General features: G+C 65.4%; 22 protein-coding genes. 12 read left to right on the plus strand and 10 right to left on the minus strand.

Annotated elements, in window-relative coordinates; translation table 11 throughout:
- Positions 1-100 precede the first annotated feature (100 nt).
- The 4 genes from exeK (at position 101) to exeN (ending at position 3,661) form a co-directional block, all read left to right on the plus strand.
- Positions 101-1,120: a GspK family T2SS minor pseudopilin variant ExeK gene (exeK, locus tag ACVDHI_RS16875; protein WP_447212303.1), complete on the plus strand. Its 1,020-nt coding sequence runs from the start codon at positions 101-103 to the stop codon at positions 1,118-1,120.
- 113 nt (positions 1,121-1,233) lie between these two features.
- Entirely contained in the window at positions 1,234-2,418 is a 1,185-nt protein-coding gene (gene exeL, locus ACVDHI_RS16880; RefSeq protein ID WP_081331954.1) for a GspL family type II secretion system protein ExeL, read from the plus strand.
- On the plus strand, positions 2,415-2,906 hold the full coding sequence (gene exeM, locus ACVDHI_RS16885; RefSeq protein ID WP_048208487.1) for a GspM family type II secretion system protein ExeM: 492 nt from the start codon (positions 2,415-2,417) through the stop codon (positions 2,904-2,906). The genes exeL and exeM overlap by 4 nt, the downstream gene beginning before the upstream one ends.
- Complete coding sequence (gene exeN, locus ACVDHI_RS16890) at positions 2,903-3,661, plus strand: GspN family type II secretion system protein ExeN (RefSeq protein ID WP_447212304.1); 759 nt, start codon at positions 2,903-2,905, stop codon at positions 3,659-3,661. Before exeM ends, exeN begins: the two co-directional genes overlap by 4 nt.
- Positions 3,662-3,709: 48 nt before the next feature.
- Here the strand turns inward: exeN and ACVDHI_RS16895 are convergent, their stop codons facing one another.
- Positions 3,710-4,519 carry a helix-turn-helix transcriptional regulator gene (locus tag ACVDHI_RS16895; protein ID WP_447212305.1) on the minus strand — a complete coding sequence of 270 codons (810 nt, stop codon included), beginning with the start codon at positions 4,517-4,519 and terminating at the stop codon, positions 3,710-3,712.
- 145 nt (positions 4,520-4,664) lie between these two features.
- On the opposite strand from ACVDHI_RS16895, the gene tyrS reads away from it, so the two are divergent.
- Positions 4,665-5,930 (plus strand): tyrosine--tRNA ligase, encoded by a 1,266-nt coding sequence (gene tyrS / locus ACVDHI_RS16900; RefSeq protein ID WP_301480884.1) that lies wholly within the window; start codon positions 4,665-4,667, stop codon positions 5,928-5,930.
- On the opposite strand, the gene ACVDHI_RS16905 is transcribed toward tyrS, so the two are convergent.
- A complete protein-coding gene (locus tag ACVDHI_RS16905) occupies positions 5,925-6,830 on the minus strand; it encodes a LysR family transcriptional regulator (protein WP_182935222.1) in 906 nt (301 codons plus the stop codon). The two genes, tyrS and ACVDHI_RS16905, sit on opposite strands and share 6 nt — an antisense overlap.
- A 115-nt stretch (positions 6,831-6,945) precedes the next feature.
- Here ACVDHI_RS16905 and ACVDHI_RS16910 point away from each other — a divergent pair, with 115 nt between their 5' ends.
- Positions 6,946-8,052 carry an NADH:flavin oxidoreductase gene (locus tag ACVDHI_RS16910; protein ID WP_447212306.1) on the plus strand — a complete coding sequence of 369 codons (1,107 nt, stop codon included), beginning with the start codon at positions 6,946-6,948 and terminating at the stop codon, positions 8,050-8,052.
- Between the two features lie 79 nt (positions 8,053-8,131).
- On the opposite strand, the gene yrfG is transcribed toward ACVDHI_RS16910, so the two are convergent.
- Positions 8,132-8,800, minus strand: a complete 669-nt coding sequence (gene yrfG, locus ACVDHI_RS16915; RefSeq protein WP_041211711.1) for a GMP/IMP nucleotidase — start codon at positions 8,798-8,800, stop codon at positions 8,132-8,134.
- A gap of 147 nt (positions 8,801-8,947) precedes the next feature.
- Here yrfG and nudE point away from each other — a divergent pair, with 147 nt between their 5' ends.
- The 3 genes from nudE (at position 8,948) to ACVDHI_RS16930 (ending at position 12,093) form a co-directional block, all read left to right on the plus strand.
- On the plus strand, positions 8,948-9,556 hold the full coding sequence (gene nudE / locus ACVDHI_RS16920; protein ID WP_447212307.1) for an ADP compounds hydrolase NudE: 609 nt from the start codon (positions 8,948-8,950) through the stop codon (positions 9,554-9,556).
- A 44-nt stretch (positions 9,557-9,600) separates the two neighbouring features.
- On the plus strand, positions 9,601-10,413 hold the full coding sequence (gene cysQ, locus ACVDHI_RS16925) for a 3'(2'),5'-bisphosphate nucleotidase CysQ (protein ID WP_010675709.1): 813 nt from the start codon (positions 9,601-9,603) through the stop codon (positions 10,411-10,413).
- A gap of 411 nt (positions 10,414-10,824) precedes the next feature.
- Positions 10,825-12,093, plus strand: coding sequence for an aromatic amino acid transport family protein (locus tag ACVDHI_RS16930; protein ID WP_447212308.1), 1,269 nt, complete (start codon positions 10,825-10,827; stop codon positions 12,091-12,093).
- An 83-nt stretch (positions 12,094-12,176) separates the two neighbouring features.
- On the opposite strand, the gene ACVDHI_RS16935 is transcribed toward ACVDHI_RS16930, so the two are convergent.
- The 3 genes from ACVDHI_RS16935 to metJ all read right to left on the minus strand — a co-directional run bounded on the left by ACVDHI_RS16935 (position 12,177) and on the right by metJ (position 13,717).
- Positions 12,177-12,515, minus strand: coding sequence for a tRNA-binding protein (locus ACVDHI_RS16935; RefSeq protein WP_201922334.1), 339 nt, complete (start codon positions 12,513-12,515; stop codon positions 12,177-12,179).
- Positions 12,516-12,599: 84 nt separating this feature from the next.
- Complete coding sequence (locus ACVDHI_RS16940; protein ID WP_182956743.1) at positions 12,600-13,358, minus strand: AraC family transcriptional regulator; 759 nt, start codon at positions 13,356-13,358, stop codon at positions 12,600-12,602.
- A 35-nt stretch (positions 13,359-13,393) separates the two neighbouring features.
- Positions 13,394-13,717 carry a met regulon transcriptional regulator MetJ gene (gene metJ / locus ACVDHI_RS16945; RefSeq protein WP_005327165.1) on the minus strand — a complete coding sequence of 108 codons (324 nt, stop codon included), beginning with the start codon at positions 13,715-13,717 and terminating at the stop codon, positions 13,394-13,396.
- A 223-nt stretch (positions 13,718-13,940) separates the two neighbouring features.
- Here metJ and metB point away from each other — a divergent pair, with 223 nt between their 5' ends.
- Positions 13,941-15,119 carry a cystathionine gamma-synthase gene (gene metB, locus ACVDHI_RS16950; protein WP_323882287.1) on the plus strand — a complete coding sequence of 393 codons (1,179 nt, stop codon included), beginning with the start codon at positions 13,941-13,943 and terminating at the stop codon, positions 15,117-15,119.
- A complete protein-coding gene (locus tag ACVDHI_RS16955) occupies positions 15,119-17,572 on the plus strand; it encodes a bifunctional aspartate kinase/homoserine dehydrogenase II (protein WP_323940251.1) in 2,454 nt (817 codons plus the stop codon). Before metB ends, ACVDHI_RS16955 begins: the two co-directional genes overlap by 1 nt.
- A 67-nt stretch (positions 17,573-17,639) precedes the next feature.
- Here ACVDHI_RS16955 and ACVDHI_RS16960 read toward each other — a convergent pair whose 3' ends face one another.
- Together ACVDHI_RS16960 and ACVDHI_RS16965 are read right to left on the minus strand one after the other, a co-directional pair.
- The gene (locus ACVDHI_RS16960) at positions 17,640-18,329 is read right to left on the minus strand and encodes an LrgB family protein (RefSeq protein WP_010675703.1); all 690 of its coding nucleotides are present in this window, start codon (positions 18,327-18,329) and stop codon (positions 17,640-17,642) included.
- Positions 18,322-18,723 carry a CidA/LrgA family protein gene (locus ACVDHI_RS16965; RefSeq protein ID WP_039040574.1) on the minus strand — a complete coding sequence of 134 codons (402 nt, stop codon included), beginning with the start codon at positions 18,721-18,723 and terminating at the stop codon, positions 18,322-18,324. Before ACVDHI_RS16965 ends, ACVDHI_RS16960 begins: the two co-directional genes overlap by 8 nt.
- Positions 18,724-18,851: 128 nt before the next feature.
- Between ACVDHI_RS16965 and ACVDHI_RS16970 the strand changes: the two genes are divergently transcribed.
- The gene (locus tag ACVDHI_RS16970) at positions 18,852-19,727 is read left to right on the plus strand and encodes a LysR family transcriptional regulator (RefSeq protein ID WP_183148947.1); all 876 of its coding nucleotides are present in this window, start codon (positions 18,852-18,854) and stop codon (positions 19,725-19,727) included.
- Between the two features lie 15 nt (positions 19,728-19,742).
- Here ACVDHI_RS16970 and ACVDHI_RS16975 read toward each other — a convergent pair whose 3' ends face one another.
- Positions 19,743-20,573: a substrate-binding periplasmic protein gene (locus tag ACVDHI_RS16975; RefSeq protein WP_447212309.1), complete on the minus strand. Its 831-nt coding sequence runs from the start codon at positions 20,571-20,573 to the stop codon at positions 19,743-19,745.
- Entirely contained in the window at positions 20,557-21,390 is an 834-nt protein-coding gene (locus tag ACVDHI_RS16980; protein WP_080767875.1) for a hypothetical protein, read from the minus strand. Before ACVDHI_RS16980 ends, ACVDHI_RS16975 begins: the two co-directional genes overlap by 17 nt.
- Between the last annotated feature and the right edge of the window lie 46 nt (positions 21,391-21,436).

The raw sequence follows: 21,436 nt of genomic DNA on the forward strand, positions 1-21,436 counted from the left end.
ATGGTAACTGATCGTCGTTTTCCCCTGTCCGTCACGGAGGATGACGGCACTATTCGACGTCGCCAGTTCCTGATCGGTGCTGGTGGCCAGAGGGCGGACAATGGCAATTAAGCGCCCCCGCCCTCCTTTGGCCCCCGGCAGACAGCGGGGCATGGCCCTGCTGGTGGTGTTGCTCATCCTCGCGGTGATGGTGATCGTCGCCAGCAACATGAGCGGCCGCCTGCAACTGGAGCTGCGTCGCACCGCCAACCTCACCCTGGGCAAGCAGGCCTGGTGGTATGCCATGTCGGCGGAGGCCCTGGTGATCAAGGTGCTGAACCAGGACTTCAAGGATGACCCGGATCGGGTGAGTCTGGGACAGAACTGGGCGCGGGAGGACGGGGTCTTCCCGGTGGAGGATGGCACTCTCTCGGGCCGGGTGCGGGATCTGCAATCCTGCTTCAACCTCAACAGCCTGAGCGTGCCCCTCAAGGAGGGGGAGAACGGCGACGATCTCGATGCCCAGCCTTACCAGTTCAAGGTGTTCCGGGCCCTGCTCGCCCAGCTCGAGGTGGATGATTACGAAGCGGTGCAACTGACGGACGCCATCCGCGACTGGACCGACAAGGATACCCAGCTGGTCTCGAGCAACGGGGCCGAGGATGCCTACTACGAGGGACTCAATCCACCCTACCTGGTGGCTAACCAGCGGATGCTGGGCACCGACGAATTGCGGGCGGTGCGCGGGGTGAGCGCCAGCCTGTACGCCCGGTTGGCCCCCTATGTGTGCTCCCTGCCCAATGACAAGCTGGTGGTGAACATCAACACCATCCGGCCGGAGCAGGCGGCCCTGCTGGTGGGGCTCTACCAGGGGAAGATCGGGCTGGATGATGCCAAGCGGGTGCTGATCAGCCGCCCCAAGAAGGGGTGGAAGAACAAGCAGGAGATGACGGAGCAGTTGCAGGTTCAGCCGGGTGCCATCACCGGGCTGGATGGCGCCCTGGACATCAAGAGCAGCTTCTTCGAGGCCCGCCTGCTGGCGGAGGTGGGGGAGACCCGCGCCAGGCTTGAGACCGTCTTCCAGCGTGGCAAGGACAACAAGCTGGTGATGCTGCGTCGCCTGAGCGGCGGCGCCGAATAACAAGGGGGCGTGGGGCGGTTTCAGCTGGCCAGCGCATCCCCCGATTGGACTGCAACCCATGGCTGTGCGCCCGCCCCCCTGAGGGAGGAGCGGGCATGGCAGGAGAGACATTAGTGAGCGAGAGTCTGGTCATCCGTCTGGGGACCAATGCGCAGCAGCCAGTGCACTGGCTGGTCTGGTCGGCGCAGGAGCAGGAGATCATCGCCTCCGGCATCCTGGCCTCGGCGCACGCCCTCGGCGAGCTGCAGGAGCGTGCCGGTGGTCGCCCCGTGGTGACCCTGGTGCCCGGCAGCGATCTTATCTTCCGGCGGGTCAATCTGCCGGGCAAATACAGCCGCCAGAGTGCGGCGGCCCTGCCCTATCTGCTGGAGGAGCAGATCGCCTCAGACGTGGACGATCTGCACCTGGTGGTGCTCGGCCATCAGGGCCGCGAGGTGGATCTGATGGCGGTGGACAAGGGGAAGATGCACTCCTGGCTCGGCTGGCTGGAGCAGGCAGGGCTCAAGACCCTGCACCTGCTGCCCGACGTGCTGGCACTGCCGCTCGTCGCCGATGGCTGGTCAGCCCTGCAGCTGGGGGAGGAGTGGCTGGTCCGCCAGGGCCCCCGTCAGGGCATAGTGGCGGAGGAATCCCTGCTGGCCATGCTGCTGGCAGCGCAGACCGAACCCGTCACCCTGCACTGCCATACTCCCATCCCCGCCATGGCGGCGGGCAACTGGCAGGGGGCTGACCCGGAACTGCCCATGCTGTTGCTGGCGAAAGGGGCGCTGACCTGCCAGGCCAACCTGCTGCAGGGGCCCTATCGTCCCCAGACCGAATACGCCCGCTACTGGTTGCAGTGGCGCAAGGTGGCGGTGCTGGCAGGCGTATTGTTGCTGGTGGCCCTGGTACAGCGCGGTGTGCATCTGCACCAGCTGGCGGAACAGGACAAGGCCCTCAAGGCGGAGATCCGGCAGGTCTACACCCGGATCTTCCCGGGGGAGACGCGCATCGTCAACGTGCGCAGCCAGATGACCCAGCACCTCCAGCAGTTGGGGCAGGCTCCCCAGGATGGCGTCCTGTTGCTCCTGACCGAGCTGGCCCCGGTGTTTGCCGAGGTGCCCGGCCTCAAGCCCGAGGTGCTGCGCTTCGATGCAGCCCGGGGCGAGCTGAGGTTGCAGGTGACGGCCCCCGGCTTCACCGAGATCGAGCGTTTCCGCGAGCTGGCGGGCAAGCGCTTCGAGGTGCAGCAGGGTGAGGTGCGAAGCACCGAAGGCAAGGTCGAAGGGGCGCTGGTGCTCAAGGGGAGGTCGTCATGATGGACAAACTGCAGAGCTGGTGGCGCGGTATCAGTGCCCGCGAGCAGCGGCTGGTGGCGGTGGGGGGCAGCGTGTTGCTCATCGGGCTCTTCTACTGGGCGATCTGGCAGCCGGTTGCAAATCGCATTGCCGAGCGCGAGCGGCAGGTGGTGAACCAGCAGCAGACCCTGGCCTGGCTCAAGGAGAAAGGGCAGGAGGTGCTGGCGATGCAGGGGGGACAGGGGCGCCAGGTCGATACCGGCGGTACCCTGGACGGTGTGGTGAACCGCACCGCCTTCAACCAGAAGATCAAGATTGCTCGCTTGCAGCCCCAGGGTCAGGAGCTGCAGGTATGGATAGACACAGTGCCGTTCGATGATCTGCTGATCTGGCTTGCGACCCTCTCGGATCAATACGGCGTCCAGGTGCAGATCATCGAGCTGGCCCGCGAGGGGCTGGCCCCCGGGCTGGTCAAGGTCAGACGTTTGCAGTTGAGTCGTTCCCAATGAAGCGAAAAATAGTGATCGCCAGTCTCTTCCTGCTGGCCTATCTCGGTTTCCTGCTGGCCCAGTTGCCAGCATCCCTGGTGGTGCGCCATCTGCCGCTGCCCCCCAATCTGGTGCGGCTGGAGGGGGTGAGCGGCACCCTCTGGAGCGGTCAGGCCGCCCGGGTGCAATATGCCAGCGAGTCCCTCACCCAGTTGCGCTGGGATCTCGATGGCTGGTCCCTGCTGCGGCTGGCGCCCGAGGTGTCGGTGCGCTTTGGCGAGCGCAGCGGGCTCAACGGGCAGGGGATCCTGGGTTGGAACGGTGCCGCTTTCGGGCGCGACATCACCCTGAATGCGCCGGCCCCCTGGGTGCTGGATCGGGTGCCGATGAGACCCCCCTTCCCGCTGACGGCGACGGGTCAGTTGCAGCTCAAGATCGACCAGTTTGCCCAGGGCAACCCCTGGTGCGACAACCTTTACGGGGATCTTCACTGGTATGATGCACAGGCGGACACCCCGGCGGGCAAGCTGGCCCTGGGGGATCCCGAGATCACGCTCACCTGTCTCGACTCCCGGCTGGTGGCCGAGATCAAGCAGGGCTCTGAGGCGGTGCAGGTGCTGGGCAAGCTGGAGTTGCAGGCCAATCGCCAGTACCTGTTCCAGGGCACTCTGAAACCGGGTCCCGAGCTGCCGGACCAGATGAAACAGGGGCTCCCCTTCCTCGGCCAGCCCGATGGGCAGGGGCGCTTCCCACTGCGTTATCAGGGCCGCATCTGACGGCGTTGCCCATGGTTTGAACCACCCCGCCCCGGCGGGGTGGTGTCGTTATGGGGGCGCGCCGGCTGGCGCCGTGATGAGGTGATTGAGGAAGAAGCTGAACAGCTCGGCCCGGGAGTGCAGGTTCAACTTGGCGTAGAGGTGCTTGCGGTGATTCTTCACCGTGCCGCTGCCGATGCCGAGTGCATCGGCAATGGCCTCGGTATCCAGCCCCTGCAACAGCAAACCCGCCACCTGGCGCTCCCGCCGGGTTAGCTGGTCTCCCCCCACACTGGCGATAGCCTGCTCCACCGCCCCCTTGAGGTCAGTGCCATCTGACCTGGCCGGGCTGCGGGCCAGGCGGGGTGTCTCTTCCCGCCAGTGCTGGCGACACAGGGAGTGGACCAGCGGGAACAGTACCTCCAGCCTGGCCAGCTCGTCACGGCTGAGGGAGCTGCGCTTGTCGAGGCGGCCCAGAAACAGCATCAGGGTGAGGCCGCCGCGCACCGGCAGGATCAGCCCCACCTCCTCCTGCCAGCCGGTGGCCTGATAGAAGTGGTGGCGATACTCGGGGTCGAGCCGCCCCCGCGACACCTGCGCCAGGGTCCAGACCCCGGCACCCAGCCCCTGCTCCAGCGCCTGCATGAAGGGATCCTGACTGAAGTGGCGGGTGAGGTAGCGGTCGAACAATAGGGCCCGCTGATGATGCAGGTTGTCGTAGAGGTAGACGGGGCGCAGCCCCACCCCGAGCAGCAGGGCACAGTCGAATGCCACCTGTTGCTGGATGAGGCGCACCAGGGCTGCCGGGAAGCCGCTGCCGTGCAGGGCATCGACGGCGGCGGTCAGGCTCAGGGTATCCGTGGCAGGAGACGGGGGCATGGCGATGGGCTCCGGGTCAGGGAATGGTTTCCCCACGATGGCAGGATGCTAGCACGGGAGTGGCAAAACTGTCCCCTGGGGGACATATCTGCCAGCACCGCAAGCGGCGAGGATGGCCCTCTTTCTCTTGCTGTTGGAGCCCCCCATGACAAATCCTCACCTGCTCGATGAGCTGACCCAGCGCGGCCTGGTGGCCCAGAATTCCGACCCGGTGGCGCTGGCCGACCATCTTGCCACCCCGCGCACCGTCTACTGCGGCTTCGATCCTACCGCTGGCAGCCTGCACATCGGCCACCTGGTGCCACTGCTGATGCTGCGCCGCTTCCAGCTGGCGGGCCACACCCCGGTGGCTCTGGTGGGCGGGGCCACCGGTCTTATCGGCGATCCCAGCTTCAAGGCAAGCGAGCGCCCCCTCAACAGCGCCGAGACGGTGCAGGGCTGGGTCGCCAGCCTGTCGGCCCAGATAAAAGCGCTGCTGCCAGCGAGCGACGGGCTGGCGGCGTCGCTGCTGGTCAACAACGCCGACTGGATGGGGCAGATGTCCGCCCTCGATTTTCTGCGGGACATCGGCAAGCACTTCTCGGTCAACGCCATGCTGGCCCGCGAATCGGTGCGCCAGCGCCTGGCCCGCCCGGATCAGGGCATCTCGTTCACCGAGTTCTCCTACACCCTGCTGCAATCCCAGGACTTCGCCGTGCTCAACCAACGCCTCGGCTGCACCCTGCAGATCGGCGGCAACGACCAGTGGGGCAACATCACCAGCGGCATGGACCTCACTAGGCGGCTGCATCAGGCCCAGGTCTATGGCATGACGCTGCCGCTCATCACCAAGGCCGATGGCACCAAGTTCGGCAAGACCGAGGGGGGCGCCGTCTGGCTCGACCCGGCGCTCACCTCCCCTTACGCCTTCTACCAGTTCTGGCTCGGTACCGCAGACGAGGATGTCTACCGATTCCTGCGCTACTACAGCTTTATGCCGCTGGCCGAGATTGAGGCGCTGGAAGCGGAGGATGCGAAGCGGCAGGGGCGCAAGCTGGCCCAACAGGTGCTGGCGGACGAGCTGACCGAACTGGTACACGGCAAGGGGGCGCTGGCGGCGGCGCAGCGCATCAGCGAATCGTTGTTCAGTGGCGAGGTAGCGCGCCTTGGGGAGAGCGATCTGGCCCAGCTGGCGCAAGATGGCATGCCAAGCAGCTGCATCGAGGGGGAAACGGATCTGGTGACCCTGCTGGTGGAGTGCGGCCTAGCCAACTCGAAGCGGATCGCCCGCGAGCTGCTGGCGGCGGGAGCCGTCAGCGTCAACGGTGCGATCCGCCGGGATGAGCCGCTCACCGCCGACGATCGGCTGTTCGGCCGCTACCTGCTGCTGCGCCGGGGCAAGAAGCAGTACCACCTGGTGATCTACTCATGAAGGGGTGAGCGCCTCGATGACGTAGTCGAGGAAGTGGCCGACCAGGGCCGACTCGGCCCGGCGCTGGGTATAGAGGGCGTAGAAATGGGCCCCCTTGGGGCGATAGTCCGGCAGCACTTCGCGCACCACCCCCTCGGCCAGCTCGGCCGCCACCAGGTAGCGCGGCAGGCGGGCTATCCCCAGTCCCTGGCGCATCCCCTGGTGAATCGCCTTCTTGCTGCTGAAGGCCAGTTCGCCCGCTACCTCGAGAGGGATCTCGCGCCCCTGGGCAAGCAGGGGCCAGCACTCGTGGCGGCCGTACTCCTGGCTGCGGGTGATGAGACTGTGCTGGTGCAGATCCTGCGGTGTGGTGAGGGGCGGGTGGCGGTCCAGGTAGTCGGCGCTGGCGCAGAGCACCAGATCGTCCACCGCGATGGGGCGCGCCAGGTAGGGCTGGGTGCCGAGCTCGGTGCTGCGAAACGCCACGTGCAGGTTGTCGCGCAGCAGGTCGGCCGGGGTATTGCTGAAGTCGGCGATGATCCGCACCTCCGGGTGGTCGGCGCGAAAGCGCAGCAGCACCGGAGTCAGCACCACTTCTCCCCAGAGATCCGGCGCCGTGATGCGCAGCTCCCCGCACAGTGCCGAGCGGCGGCGCTGCAGGCCGTCCAGCAACTGCTCGTGCAGGGCGATCATCTGGTCGGCCTGGCGGTAGGCGAGCTCTCCTGCGTCGGTCAGTTGCACCCGGCGGGTGGTGCGACTCAGGAGCACGCTGCCGAGGCTCTGCTCCAGGTGGCGCAGATCCTTTGACGCCTTGCTCGGGGTGATGCCGAGGCGGGCCGCCGCTGCGGCGAAGGAGCCACAGCGGACGATGGCGACCAGCAGGCGCATCAGGTAGAGGGTGTCGAGCTTGTGATGACTCATGAGGGGTGGCCTATTGTGTCTTGCTGGGAATGAATGTCTTGCTTGTGTGCCTGATTATATCCTGGTGGCCCGGGTTTATAGTGGCCGCATGCCATTGCGATCCCGGGAGAGGACGATGAACAAGACACTGGGCGACAGCTTCCACTTCGAGCGAGCCGGATTGCGGCTCAAGAACCGGGCCGTGCTGGCCCCTTTGACCCACAACATGAGCGGCGCAGGTGGTGATCCCGGCCAGGCCGAGCTCGACTGGCTGGCGCGCTGCGCCCGTGGCGGCTTCGGCCTGCTCATCGCCGCCGCCACCCAGGTGCAGCCCGGCGGACGCTGCTGGGCGGGGCAGCCTGCCCTGATGACGGACGCCCAGCAGCAGGCCTTCACGGCCCTGGCCGACAGTGCGCGGCAGGCCGGGGCGCTGGCGGTGGTGCAACTGCATCACGGCGGGATGCGGGCTCTGCCCGAGCTGAACGACGGGGTGCCGGTCGGCCCGTGCGCGCTGGCGCCGGGCGGGCGTTACCCCCTCGGGGTCAAGGGGCTGAGCGAGGAGGAGATTCTGACGCTCATTGACGCCTTTGTGATCGCTGCCGAGCGGGCCCATGGCGCCGGCCTGCACGGGGTCGAGCTGCACGCAGCCCATAACTTCCTGCTCTGCAACTTCCTCAACCCCCTGCACAACCGGCGCACCGACCGCTGGGGGGGCAGCCTCGCGAACCGGGCGCGGATCCTGGTGGAGATAGTGCGCGGCATTCGCGCCCGTCTACCCCGGGGTTTCCTGGTCGGGGTGCGTCTTTCCCCCGAGAGCTATGCCCATATCCAGGGCATCGAACTGGCCCATCAGCTGGCGGTGGCGCGCCTGCTGGCGAACGAGGGGCTCGACTACCTGCACTTCTCCATGGGGGACAGCTTCAAGGCGGTGGCGGGGGATCCCGACGGCGGCGCCCTGCTGGAGGCGGTAAGGGTCGGGTTGGCCGGGCGGGTGCCGCTCATGGTGGCGGGCAAGATTCGCGACGCAGATTCGGCGGAGCGGGCTCTGGCCGGCGGCGCCGATCTGGTGGCGGTGGGCACGGCGGCCCTTGGCAATCCGGACTGGATGGAACGGGTGAGCCGCGGCCTGCCTCTGCATGCAGCCCCTTTCACGGCGGCGCACCTCACGGAGGTCGGCTTCACCCCAAGCGCCCTCGACTACCTGGCCGGCATGGGGGTGCTGGCCCCGCGCGATGCGGCCTGAGGGCTTTCATGAACGGTATGCGCTCGGCAGGCTGTTGAGCTGATGTGACAAGGCCCTCGTGAAGAGGGCCTTGTGCGTGTCAGGCGCCGAGAGGGAGCAGGTCGGCGTAGTCGTCGAGCGCCGGGAAGTGCTGGAAGGTGAGCGGCGGCATCTGGCTGTCGGGGTGACGGATGCCGAGCTGGTGGGCGATGCCGAACTCGGCCGAGGCGGCCAGGATCCGCTCGCTGTCATCCACGAAGAGGGTGCGGGCCGGGTCGAACGCCAGCCGCTCGGCCAGTGCCTGCCAGCAGTGCTGGCTCTCCTTCGACCACCCGAGCTCATGGGTGCTCACCATCAGATCGAGGTGCTGGGCGAGGCCGAGGCGTGCATCCTTCACCGACAGACTGGCGGGATGGGCATTGGTGAAGAGTACCACCTGCTTGCCGGCGGCCTTGAGTGCGGCCAGGAAGGGAATGACGTTGGGGCGCCACTGGATCTTCTCCAGGATCTCCTGTTTGAGGGCGCGGATGTCGAGCCCGAGCGTCCGGGTCCAGTAATCCACGCAGTACCAGTCGAGGGTGCCGTTGACCGCATGATAGTGGGTGTCTATCTGCGCCTTCGCCTCGGCCAGCGGCAGGCCGAGTCGCTCGGCGTAGCGCGCTGGCACCAGGGTTTGCCACAGGTGGCTGTCAAAATGGAGATCGATCAGGGTGCCATCCATGTCGAGCAACACGGTATCAATCTGGTGCCAGGGCAGGGGAGTCGACATGGGGCCTCGCGATGTCTGTGGTGATGGGAAAAACGGGGCGCATTATAACGGATTTTTCAGGCATCTTTCCCCTCTTTGCCCCGTGGTGTTCGGCAGGGGAGTCGTTTACTCTTGAAACACGATTTTTTAACGAGCAGTCAGCCCCCGATGAGCGATCCCCACAAGCGCAATCCCGTCCACCTCAGTGTCGAGACCATGGCCCATGACAAGAGCAAGCCGGAGATCCTCAAGGCCGAGATCGTGGCCGAGAGCCGGCTGTTCAAGGTGGAGTCCCTTCACCTGAAATTCTCCAACGGCGAGGAGCGGGTCTACGAGCGGATGCGCGGCGGCAACCGGGGGGCCGTCATGGTGGTGCCCCTGTTCGATGCCCACACCCTGCTGCTGGTGCGCGAGTACGCGGCGGGCACCCACTCCTACGAGCTGGGTTTCCCCAAGGGATTGATAGACCCCGGTGAAAATGCCTTCGAGGCGGGCAACCGGGAGCTGATGGAGGAGGCGGGCTTCGGGGCGAGCAGCCTGACCCTGCTCAAGCAGGTGTCGCTGGCGCCGGGGTATTTCTCCAGCCGGATGGACATCTTGCTGGCGCGGGATCTCTACCCCGAGCAGCGGGTCGGTGACGAGCCCGAGTCTCTCGAGGTGATCCCCTGGCCCATCAACCGGATCGACGAGTTGCTGGCGCGACCGGACTTCACCGAGTCTCGCAGCATCAGTGCCCTGCTGCTGGCCAGCAAATGGCTGGCGGAGCAGGGAAATTAGCCCGCAGAGGGTCTGTTTGGCAATCAGAGGCAGAGGTAAGCACCATGCAGGAGTTGTTGGCCTGGATACCCGAGGTCAAGGAGATCGCTCGTGAGGCGGGCAGGATCCTTCACGAGATCTATCGCGGCGGTCAGTTCGAACGCCAGTTGAAGGAGGATGCGACCCCGGTCACCAGTGCCGATCTTGCTGCCGATGCCTACCTCAAACAGGCGCTGGCAGCGCTCACTCCCCATGTCCCCGTGCTGACCGAAGAGGCGGCCGACATCCCCTTCAGCCAGCGTGCGAACTGGCGCCAGTACTGGCTGGTGGACCCGCTGGACGGCACTGGCGAGTTCATCGCAGGCAGTGGCGACTTTGCCACCCTGATCGCCCTGGTGCGGGACAATGTCCCGGTGCTCGGGGTCATCTACGCCCCCGAATCCGATCTGCTCTACTGGGCGGTGCGTGGTCACGGCGCCTTCAAGGAGGCGAACGGCGAGAGCCGTCCCATCAGCGCCATCCATCATGAACACGATCAGCCTGACTCCCTGGTGGTGGCCATCAGCCGCCGCCAGAAACTGGAGAACCTGACCCGTCGCCTCAACCCGGCCATCCACTACGAGCTGATCCCGCTCGGCTCCAGCTCCCTCAAGTCCTGCCTGGTGGCGGAAGGCGTGGCGGATTGCTACGTGCGCCTGGGCCCCACCGGGGAGTGGGATACCGCCGCCGCCCAGTGCATCGTGGAGGCGGCAGGGGGGCGCATCCTCAGCCTGGCGCTGCAACCGCTGAGCTACAACGAGACCGAGTCGCTGGAGAACCCGGACTTCATCGTGATGGGGGACCCGGATCTCGCCTGGGGTCGCATTCTGGCCCACTGACGGGTCGACCAGCTCGCAGGGAATGCAATCAGGCGACCACAGGGTCGCCTGATTGCATTGGTGTGATCCACTGGCTGGTTGCGGGGATTTCAGGGAGATTCGCTAGTGATGGCGATAACGGCAGTGGATCATCACATCCAATCTGGCTGCACTGGCATAAATTTCAGTAAATTCTGAAAACATGCATTTCATCGAAACAAAAAATCGACGTCGATTTTGATTTTGGTTTTATATTCCTAACTTTTGGTTAATGTCAGGATTAATTGAATAATCCGGGGTGAAATTTCCTCCCAATCTCACTGGTGGAACAGGGCTTTGCCAGTGAGATCTGCCAGCCTCCCTTTTTGAGAATTAAATGCTAAAGGAGCACAATATTTTTAGATTTTAATACTACGTAGAAGTGATTTATCGATGAGTTTATCTGCAGACGTCTCACGGGAGCTGTCCGGTTCCCCCTCCACCATGGCCAGCACCGGCTGGCGTCGCCACGACACCCACTGGGTCATCAGCCTGTTCGGCACCGCCGTCGGCGCCGGCATTCTGTTCCTGCCCATCAACCTGGGTCTGGGGGGGATCTGGCCCCTCGTCATCGTCGCCGTGCTGGCCGGTCCCATGACCTTCCTGGCCCACCGCGGGCTGGCGCGTTTCGTGCTCTCGTCGTCGCGCCCCCAGGCCGACTTCACCGAGGTGGCCGAGGAGCATTTCGGCAAGATGGCCGGGCGCCTCATCTCGGCGCTCTATTTCCTCTCCATCTTCCCGATCCTGCTCATCTACGGCGTCGGGCTGACCAACACGGTGGAGAGCTTCATGGTCAACCAGCTCGGCCTGGCCTCCCCGGATCGGGTGATGCTCTCCGGCGTGCTGGTGTTCGCCATGATCGCCGTGATGCTGGCAGGCGAGAAGGCGATGCTGCGGGCCTTCGCCGTCATGGTCTACCCGCTGGCTGCGATCCTGCTGGCCCTCTCCTGCTACCTCATTCCCCAGTGGCAGTGGCCGGAAGTGACCGCCTTTGAAGGCTCGAGCTTCCTCAACACCGTCTGGCTGGCGTTGCCGGTCACCGTGTTCGCCTTCAGCCACGCCGCCGCCATCTCGGGCTTTGCCAACGTGCAGCGCCGGGAATACGGGGAGCAGGCCGAAACCAAGAGCGGCCTGATCCTGCGCAACACCACCGTCATGCTGGTGGGCTTCGTGCTCTTCTTCGTCTTCTCCTGCGTGCTGAGCCTCTCCACGGCCCAGCTGGCCGAGGCCAAGGCCCAGAACGTCTCCGTGCTCTCCTATCTCGCCAACATCACCGACAACCCGGTGATCGTGACCCTGGGGCCGCTCATCGCCTTCATCGCCATCAGCTCCTCCTTCCTCGGCCACTTCCTCGGTGCCCGCGAGAGCCTGAAAAGCCTGATCGCCAAGCCCACCGGCCTGCCGCTGGCGAAGGCGGACAAGCTCGGCATCGCCCTGATGTTCTTCGCCATCTGGGGCGCCGCCATCATCAACCCGGGCATTCTGGGGTTGATGGAGACCCTCTCCGGCCCCGTCATCGCCATGATCCTCTTCATCATGCCGGTGGTGGCCATCTACAAGGTGGAGGCGCTGGCCCGTTTCCGTCACCGTTGGGTCAACGGCTTCATCCTGCTGACCGGTGCCCTGGCGGTCTCGGCCCTGCTGTTCAGCCTGCTGAAATAAGCCAGGCCGTCAGCATCAAACAAGAGAGGCGACCCCGGGGGTCGCCTCTCTTGTTTCTGCTCTCTGGTTGCCTTGCTGTCGTCTCACCCCAGCTTGGCGCCGTTCTCCACCGTCTGCTCGGGGATGGCGATCACCACGGCGCCATCCGGGCGATAGAAGCCGGTCAGCAGAAACTCCGACTGCATGGGGCCTATCTGCTTGGGGGGAAAGTTCACCACGGCGACGATCTGGCGGCCCACCAGATCCTCCGGTCGATAGAGGTCGGTGATCTGGGCGCTGCTCTTGCGCACCCCGAGCTCGGGGCCGAAATCCGCCCACACCTTGTAGGCGGGGCGGCGCGCCTCGGGGAAGGGCTCGACCCGCACCAGGGTGCCCACCCTGAGCTCCACCATCTCGAAATCCTGCCAGCTTATGGTCTGCATCTTGGCTCCTCGTTGCCCATACCTTGCATGAGCCTCAGCATGCCTCGAATGCCCGGGGATTGTCTTCGGCAAAGAGCCGACTGATTACGGCAGGCGGCCGTTTTGCTGGCGCCAGAGGGAAGGGGTCAGTCCGGTCTCGGCCAGGAAACGCTCGGCAAAGGCCCCCTGGTTCTGGTAGCCGCAGCGGCTGGCCACTTCGCCGACGGGCAGCCGGGTGCGGGCGAGCAGGGTGCGGGCCAGTGCCATGCGCCGCATCCTGAGGTAGTGGGAGACGCTCGTGCCCACCTGCTGGCGAAAGGCGTGTTTGAACTGGCTCAGGCCGAGGCAGGCGATGGCGGCGAGTTCCTCGTTGGTGAGGGGGTCTGCGAGGTGGGCTTCCATATGACGCTGCACCTTGGCGATACGAGGGGCTATGCGGGGAGCGACGGCGGGGCCCATGCCGCGTCCCTCGGTCAGCAGCCCGAGCCACACCTGATCCATGCCGGCCACGTGGCGCCCCTCGGCCACCATGCGGTGCAGGAAGGCGAGGTAGTGGCGCTGAGCCTCATCCAGCTCGACGAAGGGGTGGTCCCCCAGGGCGGCCGGCAGCCAGTGGCTCTCCTGCACCAGAAACACGTGCGCCGGGTCGGCGGCGTAGTCGTGGCGAAGGCCAGGGGCGATGATGCAGGCAAAACCGGGGGCGAGGCGACATCCCCGACCCTGCACCTCGATCTCGAGGGGGCCGACGAGGGGGATCACCAGCTGGGCGTGGTCATGACTGTGGCTCTGCATGTCGCTCTGGTAGTGACGCAGGCTGAAGGGGGAGGCGGCAGATAAGCATGACGCGGCACCGGGCCGCGTCATTGAAAGGGATGCATCGTTTGCCATGGGCAGCCGCATTACTCGGCGTCGAAGTCTTCGATCTCTTTGCCAAGGGCTTCCATGATGGCGCGGGCCTCGGCGGGGACGCTGTCCGGATGATCCTTGCGCAGATCGTCGTCACAGGGCAGCGGCTGGCCGGTGAAGGCGTGCAGGAAGGCTTCGCAGAGCAGCTCGCTGTTGGTCGCATGACGCAGGTTGTTCACCTGGCGACGGGTGCGCTCATCGGTCAACACCTTCAGCACCTTGAGCGGGATCGAGACGGTTATCTTCTTGACCTGTTCGCTCTTCTTGCCGTGCTCTGCATAGGGGCTGACGTAGTCGCCGTTCCACTCTGTACCCATGTTCCACCTGTAGTCGTTTGGCCGTGAGCGCGGATTTTAACCCTTAAGGAATTCAATGGCAATCCAACAGCAAAGCCATTTAGACGTCTAGAAGTGTTGACGGCTTTTTTAAGGTGGCGTAGTGTGGTGCACCATGGGCCGGCAGTCCGGCCAGCGAAAATGAGAGCGGGGCTGGACGACCCACGAGGCGGACCGGCTCCGGCAACCCATCAAGGAGAGTGACATGACCCACAAGGCCACCCTGGCGGTACGCACCGGGATTGAGACAGACACGCAGCACGGTGCCGTGGTGCCCCCCATCTACCTCTCCAGCAACTACACCTTTGCCGACTTTGGCGAGCCCCGTCAATACGACTATGCCCGCTCCGGCAACCCGACCCGCACCAATCTGGCGGACGCCCTGGCGGCCCTGGAAGGGGGGGCCGGCGCCGTGGTGACCGGCACCGGCATGGGGGCCGTTCATCTGGTGACCACGGCTCTGCTCAAGGCGGGGGATCTGCTGATCGCCCCCCACGACTGCTACGGCGGTACCTGGCGTCTGTTCGAGTATCTGGCGGCCAAGGGCCACTACCAGGTGCAGTTCGTGGATCAGGGAGACGAGGTGGCGTTGGCCGCCGCGCTGGCCCAGAAACCCGCACTGGTGTGGGTGGAGACCCCCTCCAACCCGCTGCTGCGGGTGGTGGACATCGCCGCCATCGCCGAGGCCTCCCACGGGGTGGGGGCCCAGGTGGTGGTGGACAACACCTTCCTCTCCCCCTTGCTGCAACAGCCCCTGGCCCTTGGTGCCGACGTGGTGGTCCACTCCACCACCAAGTACATCAACGGCCACTCCGACGTGGTAGGGGGTGTGGCGATCGCCAAGGATCAGGCTCTGGCCGACTCCCTGGTGTGGTGGGCCAACTGCCTGGGGCTCACCTCCGGTGCCTTTGACTCCTACCTCACCCTGCGGGGCCTGCGCACCCTGGCTCCGCGCCTGCGCACCCATCAGGAGAACACGGATCGCATCCTCGCCTTCTTGCAGCAGCAGCCGCTGGTCAAGCGGATCTATCACCCCAGCCTGCCGAGCCATCCGGGCCATGACATTGCGCGCCGTCAACAGTCCGGCTTTGGCGCCATGCTAAGTTTTGAGCTCGATTGCAACGAGACGGGGCTGCGCGCCTTCCTCGCGGGACTGCGCCTCTTCTCGGTGGCGGAGTCCCTCGGCGGGGTGGAGAGTCTGGTGGCCCACCCGGCCAGCATGACCCACAGGGCCATGACCCCGGCGGCCCTGCAGGCGGCGGGTATCAGTGCCCAGTTGCTGCGCCTGTCGGTGGGGATCGAACACGGTGAGGATCTGGTGGCCGATCTGGCCCAGGGGTTTGAACAGGCGCAGTTGGCACAACAGGCAGAGCAGGTGAAGTAATGGAACAACAACAAGGAGAGTGTGTGGTGGCAACAGAGGCAGTCTTCAAGCGGCGCCATGTACACAAGTTCGGCGGCAGCAGCCTGGCGGATCCGGTCTGTTATCGCCGGGTCGCCAGCATCGTCGAGCAACAGGTGGGGGGCAACGAGCTGGTGGTGGTCTCCGCCGCGGGCAAGACCACCAACCGGCTGATCCAGCTGGTGGAGCTGGCGGAAGCGGGGGATGAGGCCGCAGGCGAAGCCATCACCGCCCTGCACGCCTATCAGCAGAGCCTGATCGACGGCCTGCTGGAAGGGGAGCTTCACCTCGATCTGAGTCAGCAACTGACGGACGACATGCAGCTGATCGCCAAGACCCTGGAGGGGCAGTTTGACCGCTTCGAGCGCAACGGCCTGCTCGCCTTTGGCGAGGTGTGGTCCGCCCGCCTGCTGGCTGCCCTGCTCACCAGCCGGGGTGAGGCGGCCGCCTGGCTCGATGCTCGCAGCTTCCTGCGCGCAGAAGACGGCGCCCTCATCAAGGTGGATACCGCCCTCTCCAGCGAGCTGCTCAAGGCCCGCCTGGCGGAGCACGCCGGTCGCATCGTGGTGACCGGCTTCATCGCCGCCGACATGGAGGGGCGTTCCCTGCTGCTCGGGCGCAACGGCTCCGACTACAGTGCCAGCCTCCTGGCGGCGCTGGCGGACGGCGAGTCCACCACCATCTGGAGCGACGTGGCCGGGGTCTACAGTGCCGACCCGCGCCGGGTGAAAGAGGCGCGTCTGCTGGAGCGCCTGAGCCTGGCCGAGGCCAACGAGCTGGCGCGCCTGGGCTCCTCGGTGCTGCATTCGCGTACCCTGCAGCCGGTGGCCGACAGCCGTCAGCGCCTCACCCTGCGCTGCAGCTACAATCCGGACGAAGGCTGCACCCACATCCTGCGCCGTGCACCCCGCTCCGGCGGTGCCCGCATCGTCTCCTCGGTGGATCAGATAGCCCTCATCGAGCTCAAGGTGCTGCCGCAGACTGACTTTGAGCAGACAGTGGCGGCCATCGAGGCCCATCTGGCCCGCCATCGCCTCCATCCGCTCACCCTGCAGCGCCAGCCGGATCGGCGGGTCCTGCGTCTGGCCTACACCCTGGAGGTGGCACAAGGGGCCTTCGAGGTGCTCCGTGACTTCCAGTTGCAGGGCAACTTTACCGGCCTCATCCAGAAGGAGGGGTTCAGCCTGGTCGCCCTGGTGGGGGCCGGCGTCACCGACAATGCCGAGCAGTGCCACCGTTTCTACCAGCTGTTGGCGGATCAGCCTCTGGAGTTCGTGCAGGTGGCCAAAGACGGCCTGAGCCTGGTGGCCGTGCTGCGCCAGATCGTGCTGGAGCCGCTGCTCATCGCTCTGCACAGTGCCCTGTTCAGCCGCCCGACCCGGGTCGGGCTGGTGGTGTTCGGCAAAGGCAATATCGGTGGTCACTGGCTGGGGCTCTACGCCCGCGAGAAGGCGCGCCTCGAGCATGAGCTCAATCTGGCGCTCACCCTCTACGGGGTCTTCGACTCCAAGGGCGGGCTGCTGGACGAAGAGGGGCTGGATCCCCTCAAGGTACAGGACAACTTCAATCCCAAGCCGCTCATCTGGCCGGAGCTGCTCTCCCAGCTGGAGCAGCACAGTTTTGACTCCCTGATCGCGCTCGACATGACCGCCAGCGAGACGGTGAGCCGCTACTACCCGGACTTTGCCCAGCTCGGCATCCACATTATCGCCGCCAACAAGTTTGCCGGTGCCGCCGACAGCGAGTTTTACCAGCGCATCAAGCAGACCTGCCGCGACCATCAGGTGCAGTGGCGCTACAACGCCACCGTGGGGGCCGGGCTGCCCATCCAGTCCAGCATCCAGATGCTGCGTCAGAGCGGTGACCGCATCCAGGGGGTTTCCGGCATCTTCTCCGGCACCCTCTCCTGGCTGTTCCAGCAGTATGATGGCACTCGCCCCTTCTCCGAACTGGTGGACGAGGCGTGGCAACACGGCCTGACCGAGCCGGATCCCCGGGAGGATCTCTCCGGTCAGGATGTGCGCCGCAAGCTGCTTATCCTGGCGCGGGAGGCGGGCTTCGAACTCGACTCCGCCGACATCGAGCTGGAGAACCTGGTGCCGGTGGTCCTGCGCAAGGTGAGTGCGGATCAGTTCATGGACAGGCTCAAGGAGCTGGATGACCCTATCCAGACCGCCTTCGAGGGGGCGCGCCGGGTCGGCAAGGTGCTGCGTTATGTCGCCCGCTTCGAGCACGACGGCAAGGCCCGCGTCGGGCTGGAGGCGCTGGAGCCCCATCACCCGTTTGCCAACCTCTTGCCCTGCGACAACGTGTTCGCCATCGAGAGCGACAGCTATCGCACCAACCCCCTGGTGATCCAGGGGCCGGGAGCGGGCCGGGAAGTGACGGCCGCCGCCATCCAGTACGATCTCTGGCAGATCTGCTCCAGCCTCTGAGGCTGCGTGACACGATGCAATGAGAAGAGGCGCCCCAGGGCGCCTCTTCTGTTATCGGGTGGCGGAGTTACCAGAACAGCCGGCCCAGGAGGGGGGCGAGCAGCACGGTGGCCATGCCGGCGATCATCATCACCATGCTGGAGACCACCCCCTCCTCGTTGCCCATCTGATAGGCCCTGGCTGTCCCGGCGCCGTGGGCCGAGGCACCAAAGCCCGCGCCTTTGCCGAGGCGGCTGCGGATGGCGAGCACGGTGAGCACGCTTTCTCCCACCGCCATGCCGATGACGCCGGTCAGCACCACGAACAGGGCGGTGAGATCGGCGTTGCCACCCACGGAACGGGTCGCCTCCACCGCGAAGGGGGTGGTGATGGATCTCATGGCCATGCTGCGCTGCAACAGCTCGGAGAGGTTGAGCCAGCGGGCCAGCAGCACTGTGCTGCCCACCGCCATCACCACGGACGCCACGACCCCGACCGAGAGGGAGAGCCAGTGGCGGCGCATCAGCTGGCGATTCTCGTAGACGGGCACCGCGAAGGCGACGGTGGCAGGGCCCAGCAGCCAGAGCAGCCAGTGGGATTCGGCCATGTAGTCCCGGTAGGGAATGTGGAACAGCATCACCACGGCCACCAGCAGGGTGGGGGCCAGCAGCAGCGGCATCAGGGGCAGGATGCGCTTTTTGCCATAGAGCCACTTGCTGGCGTAGTAGAAGAGCAGGGTCAGGGCGAAGCAGAGCAGGCCGAGCAGGGTATCAGACATGGCGGCGACTCCGGCGGGCCAGCTTAAGCTCGAGGCGATAGACCCTGTCCACCACCAGCGCCGTGGTGCCGAGCACCAGCACGGTGCTGACGATCAGGACCACCATGATGCGCCACCCCTCCTGCAGCAGCAGCTCCTGATAGTTGACCACGGCCACCACGGCGGGGACGAAGAAGAGCAGCATCTCCGCCAGCAGCCAGCGGGCCCCGGCACTGAACCACTGGGCCTTGACCACCCCGAGCAGGATGCAGACCAGCAGCAGCAACATGCCGGTGAGGTTGGCGGGCAGGGGCAGGTGCAAGGTGCGCACTGCGATGTCGGCCAGCAACCAGATGGCCGCCAGCAGGGCGATTTGGAAGGGGGTTTGCAACCAGCGAAGGCAGAGGGTTTTCATGGCAAGCGTCTTTCTGTGAACCTGCTCACAGTATAGAGAGGGACCAAACCTGCAAAAAATGAATTTAAATTATCAAAATCATGCCAAAGAGGCATGATTTAGCCAGCCATCCCCGTCAAGAGAGCACCATGGATATTCGAGCCCTGCGTTACTTCGTCGAGCTGGTGCGGGAGCAGAGCTTCACCCGCGCCTCCGAGAAGCTGTTCGTCACCCAGCCCACCATCAGCAAAATGATCCGCAACATGGAAGAGGAGCTGGGCCAGCCCCTGCTGAGCCGGGTCGGTCGCCGCTTCACCCTGACCGACAGCGGCCAGGTGCTGTTCAATCGGGCCCAGACCATCCTGGCGGAGATGCAGCAGCTGGAGGCGGAGCTGGCGGATCTGCAGAGCCTGCAATCCGGGCGTCTTGCCCTCGGCATCCCGCCCATGGTGGGCCATGTCTATGCGGATCTCATCCGTACCTATCGCAGCCGCTACCCCGGCGTGGAGCTCTCCATCGTCGAATATGGCGGGCGGCGCATCGAGCAGGCGGTGCTGGCGGGGGAGCTGGATCTCGCCATCACCATGCTGCCGACTAGGGAAGAGGGGGCCCTCTGCGCCCTGGATCTGGACAGTTACCCCATCCGGGTGGTGCTACCGGACCTGCCCCGCTGGCGCGAGGGTGGCGAGATCCGGCTGGAGGCTCTGCGGGACGAACCCTTCCTGCTCTATACCCAGGCCTTCACCCTGAGCGAGCGGCTGGAGCAAGCCTGCGAGCAAGCCGGGTTCGTGCCCCAGGTGGCGGCCCGCAGCAGCCAGTGGGACTTTCTCACCGCCATGGTGCGAAGCGGCATGGGGGTCGCCTTCCTGCCGGAGCCCATCTGCCGGCGGCTGACGCCGGACGGCCTGGTGTTGCGCCCTCTGGCCCCGGCGCTGAGCTGGCGGCTCGGGGTGATCTGGCCAGGGGATCGCTACCTCTCCCGCACCGCCGAGGCCTGGCTTTCCCTGTGCCGCGAACAGGGCTGAGGGGCGGGTCTGGGGTTAGGGGGTCCCCTGTGACGCCATGCCTGTGACGAAGCGGGCATAGGCTGCGGAGTGTCGCACCTCCTCAATCTCGTCCCACACCTGTTGGCTGAGATCGGGGTGGGCCTGATGGAAGGGGTGGGAGAAGATGAGGTAGTAGGGTTTTTCGACCAGGGGAGGGGTGATCCGCTCGAGTGTGGCCTGCAACTGCGGGTGGGCGGCCAGGGTCCGTTCTGCGACCCCGGTTTGCAGGGCGGCGGCAACGGCGCGCTGCATCGCGACCTTCTTGAGCAGGATCAGTGGCTCCCTGCTGGAGTCATCCACCCTGATACCGCTCTCCCGCAGTTGGGCGACGATGGAGAAACCGGACTGCGCCGCAATGACGCCATGGGCGACGAGCTGCCGGCCATCCCAGCGAACCTGTCCGCCTTTTGGCTGGTAGAGGCTGTAGCTCTCGGTGAGCAGGCGCTTGGCGGGATCAGGTGCTCCGTGTCGCATGGGATAGACCCCTATGGTGCGAGCACGCTCTTCGCTGTAGCTCAGCTTGACGGCGGCATCGAGCTGGCCCTGGCTGACGAGGGAGAGGCAGCGTTTCCAGGGAAGGGGGGTGAGAATGATGGGATGCCCGATCCGGTTTGCCACCTCCTTGAGGTGGAACTGCACTATCCCCTCGCCGGACATCAGCAACCAGGGAGGCGAATCGCTGTTCTCCATGCAGGCACGAATGCTGCCGGGGGCGGCCATGACGCAGGTCGGCAGCAACCAGAGCAGCAGCGCCAGGCAGAGAGTGCGCAAGGGGAGCCTGCCTGACAGGGGAGAACCGGCGAGCCAGTCAGGGAGCGATGCCAAAGTCATCCCTCATCGGGTCATAGAGATAGGCGCGGTAGTCGGTGCTCTCGTCGGGCAACTGCGGGTTGGTCAGCCGGAAGATCTGGCGTGAATCGAGCCGGGCAAAGACCAGGGAAGGCTGGAAATGATGGCGCCAGAGGCGCTGCAGGGAGCCATCTTTCCAGGCCAGTTGCAGGCCGCGCAAAAGGCGCTCGCGCTCCTTGCTGTAGGTGGCGTGGCTATAGAGGGAGTGGATGAGCGGATAGAAGAGGGCGACATGGCTATCCACGGTCAGCCCCGGCAGGCCGGGTCTGTGGTTTTTCCACTCGCTCAATATCTCGTTGGCACCACGGCAGAAGAGATCGATCCGGCCACGGGCCACCAGGCGAAACAGTGACTCATAGTTATCCACCTCCTGCACCCTGAAGCCGTTGTAGCGCAGGATGTCGGCATCCCGCCAGCCTGTGCCCACCCCTTGCGTGAACTGCTGCAACTGGGACAGGGTGTGAACCCCGGCAAGTGCCCGGGCACGGGCGCTGCCGACAAAACAGACCCGGTAGCCGAGAACGCCCAGATCGATGGGGAAGGGGACCAGGCTGACACCGGGTTGAGGGATCTCCTGGGGCCAGCTGTCGACGATGAAGAGGGCATTCTTGCCCGGCGTTTGCACTTCGAGCCGCATCCTCGCCTTGTTCATCCTGATGGCATCGAGCAGTTCATAGTCGCCGTAATCGGGCCGTGTTTTCTCCAGCGCCAGCCGCATCGCCGCCCGGTAATAATTCATGCGGACATCCTGTTGGGTTTCCCCTGTGATCAGGGTGAAGCGGGTGGCCGCCATCGTGAGGGACGGGAGGGAGAGGGCGAGCAAAAGGAGCAGGATTCGA

The sequence above is a fragment of the Aeromonas sp. 25-248 genome, from assembly GCF_053005425.1.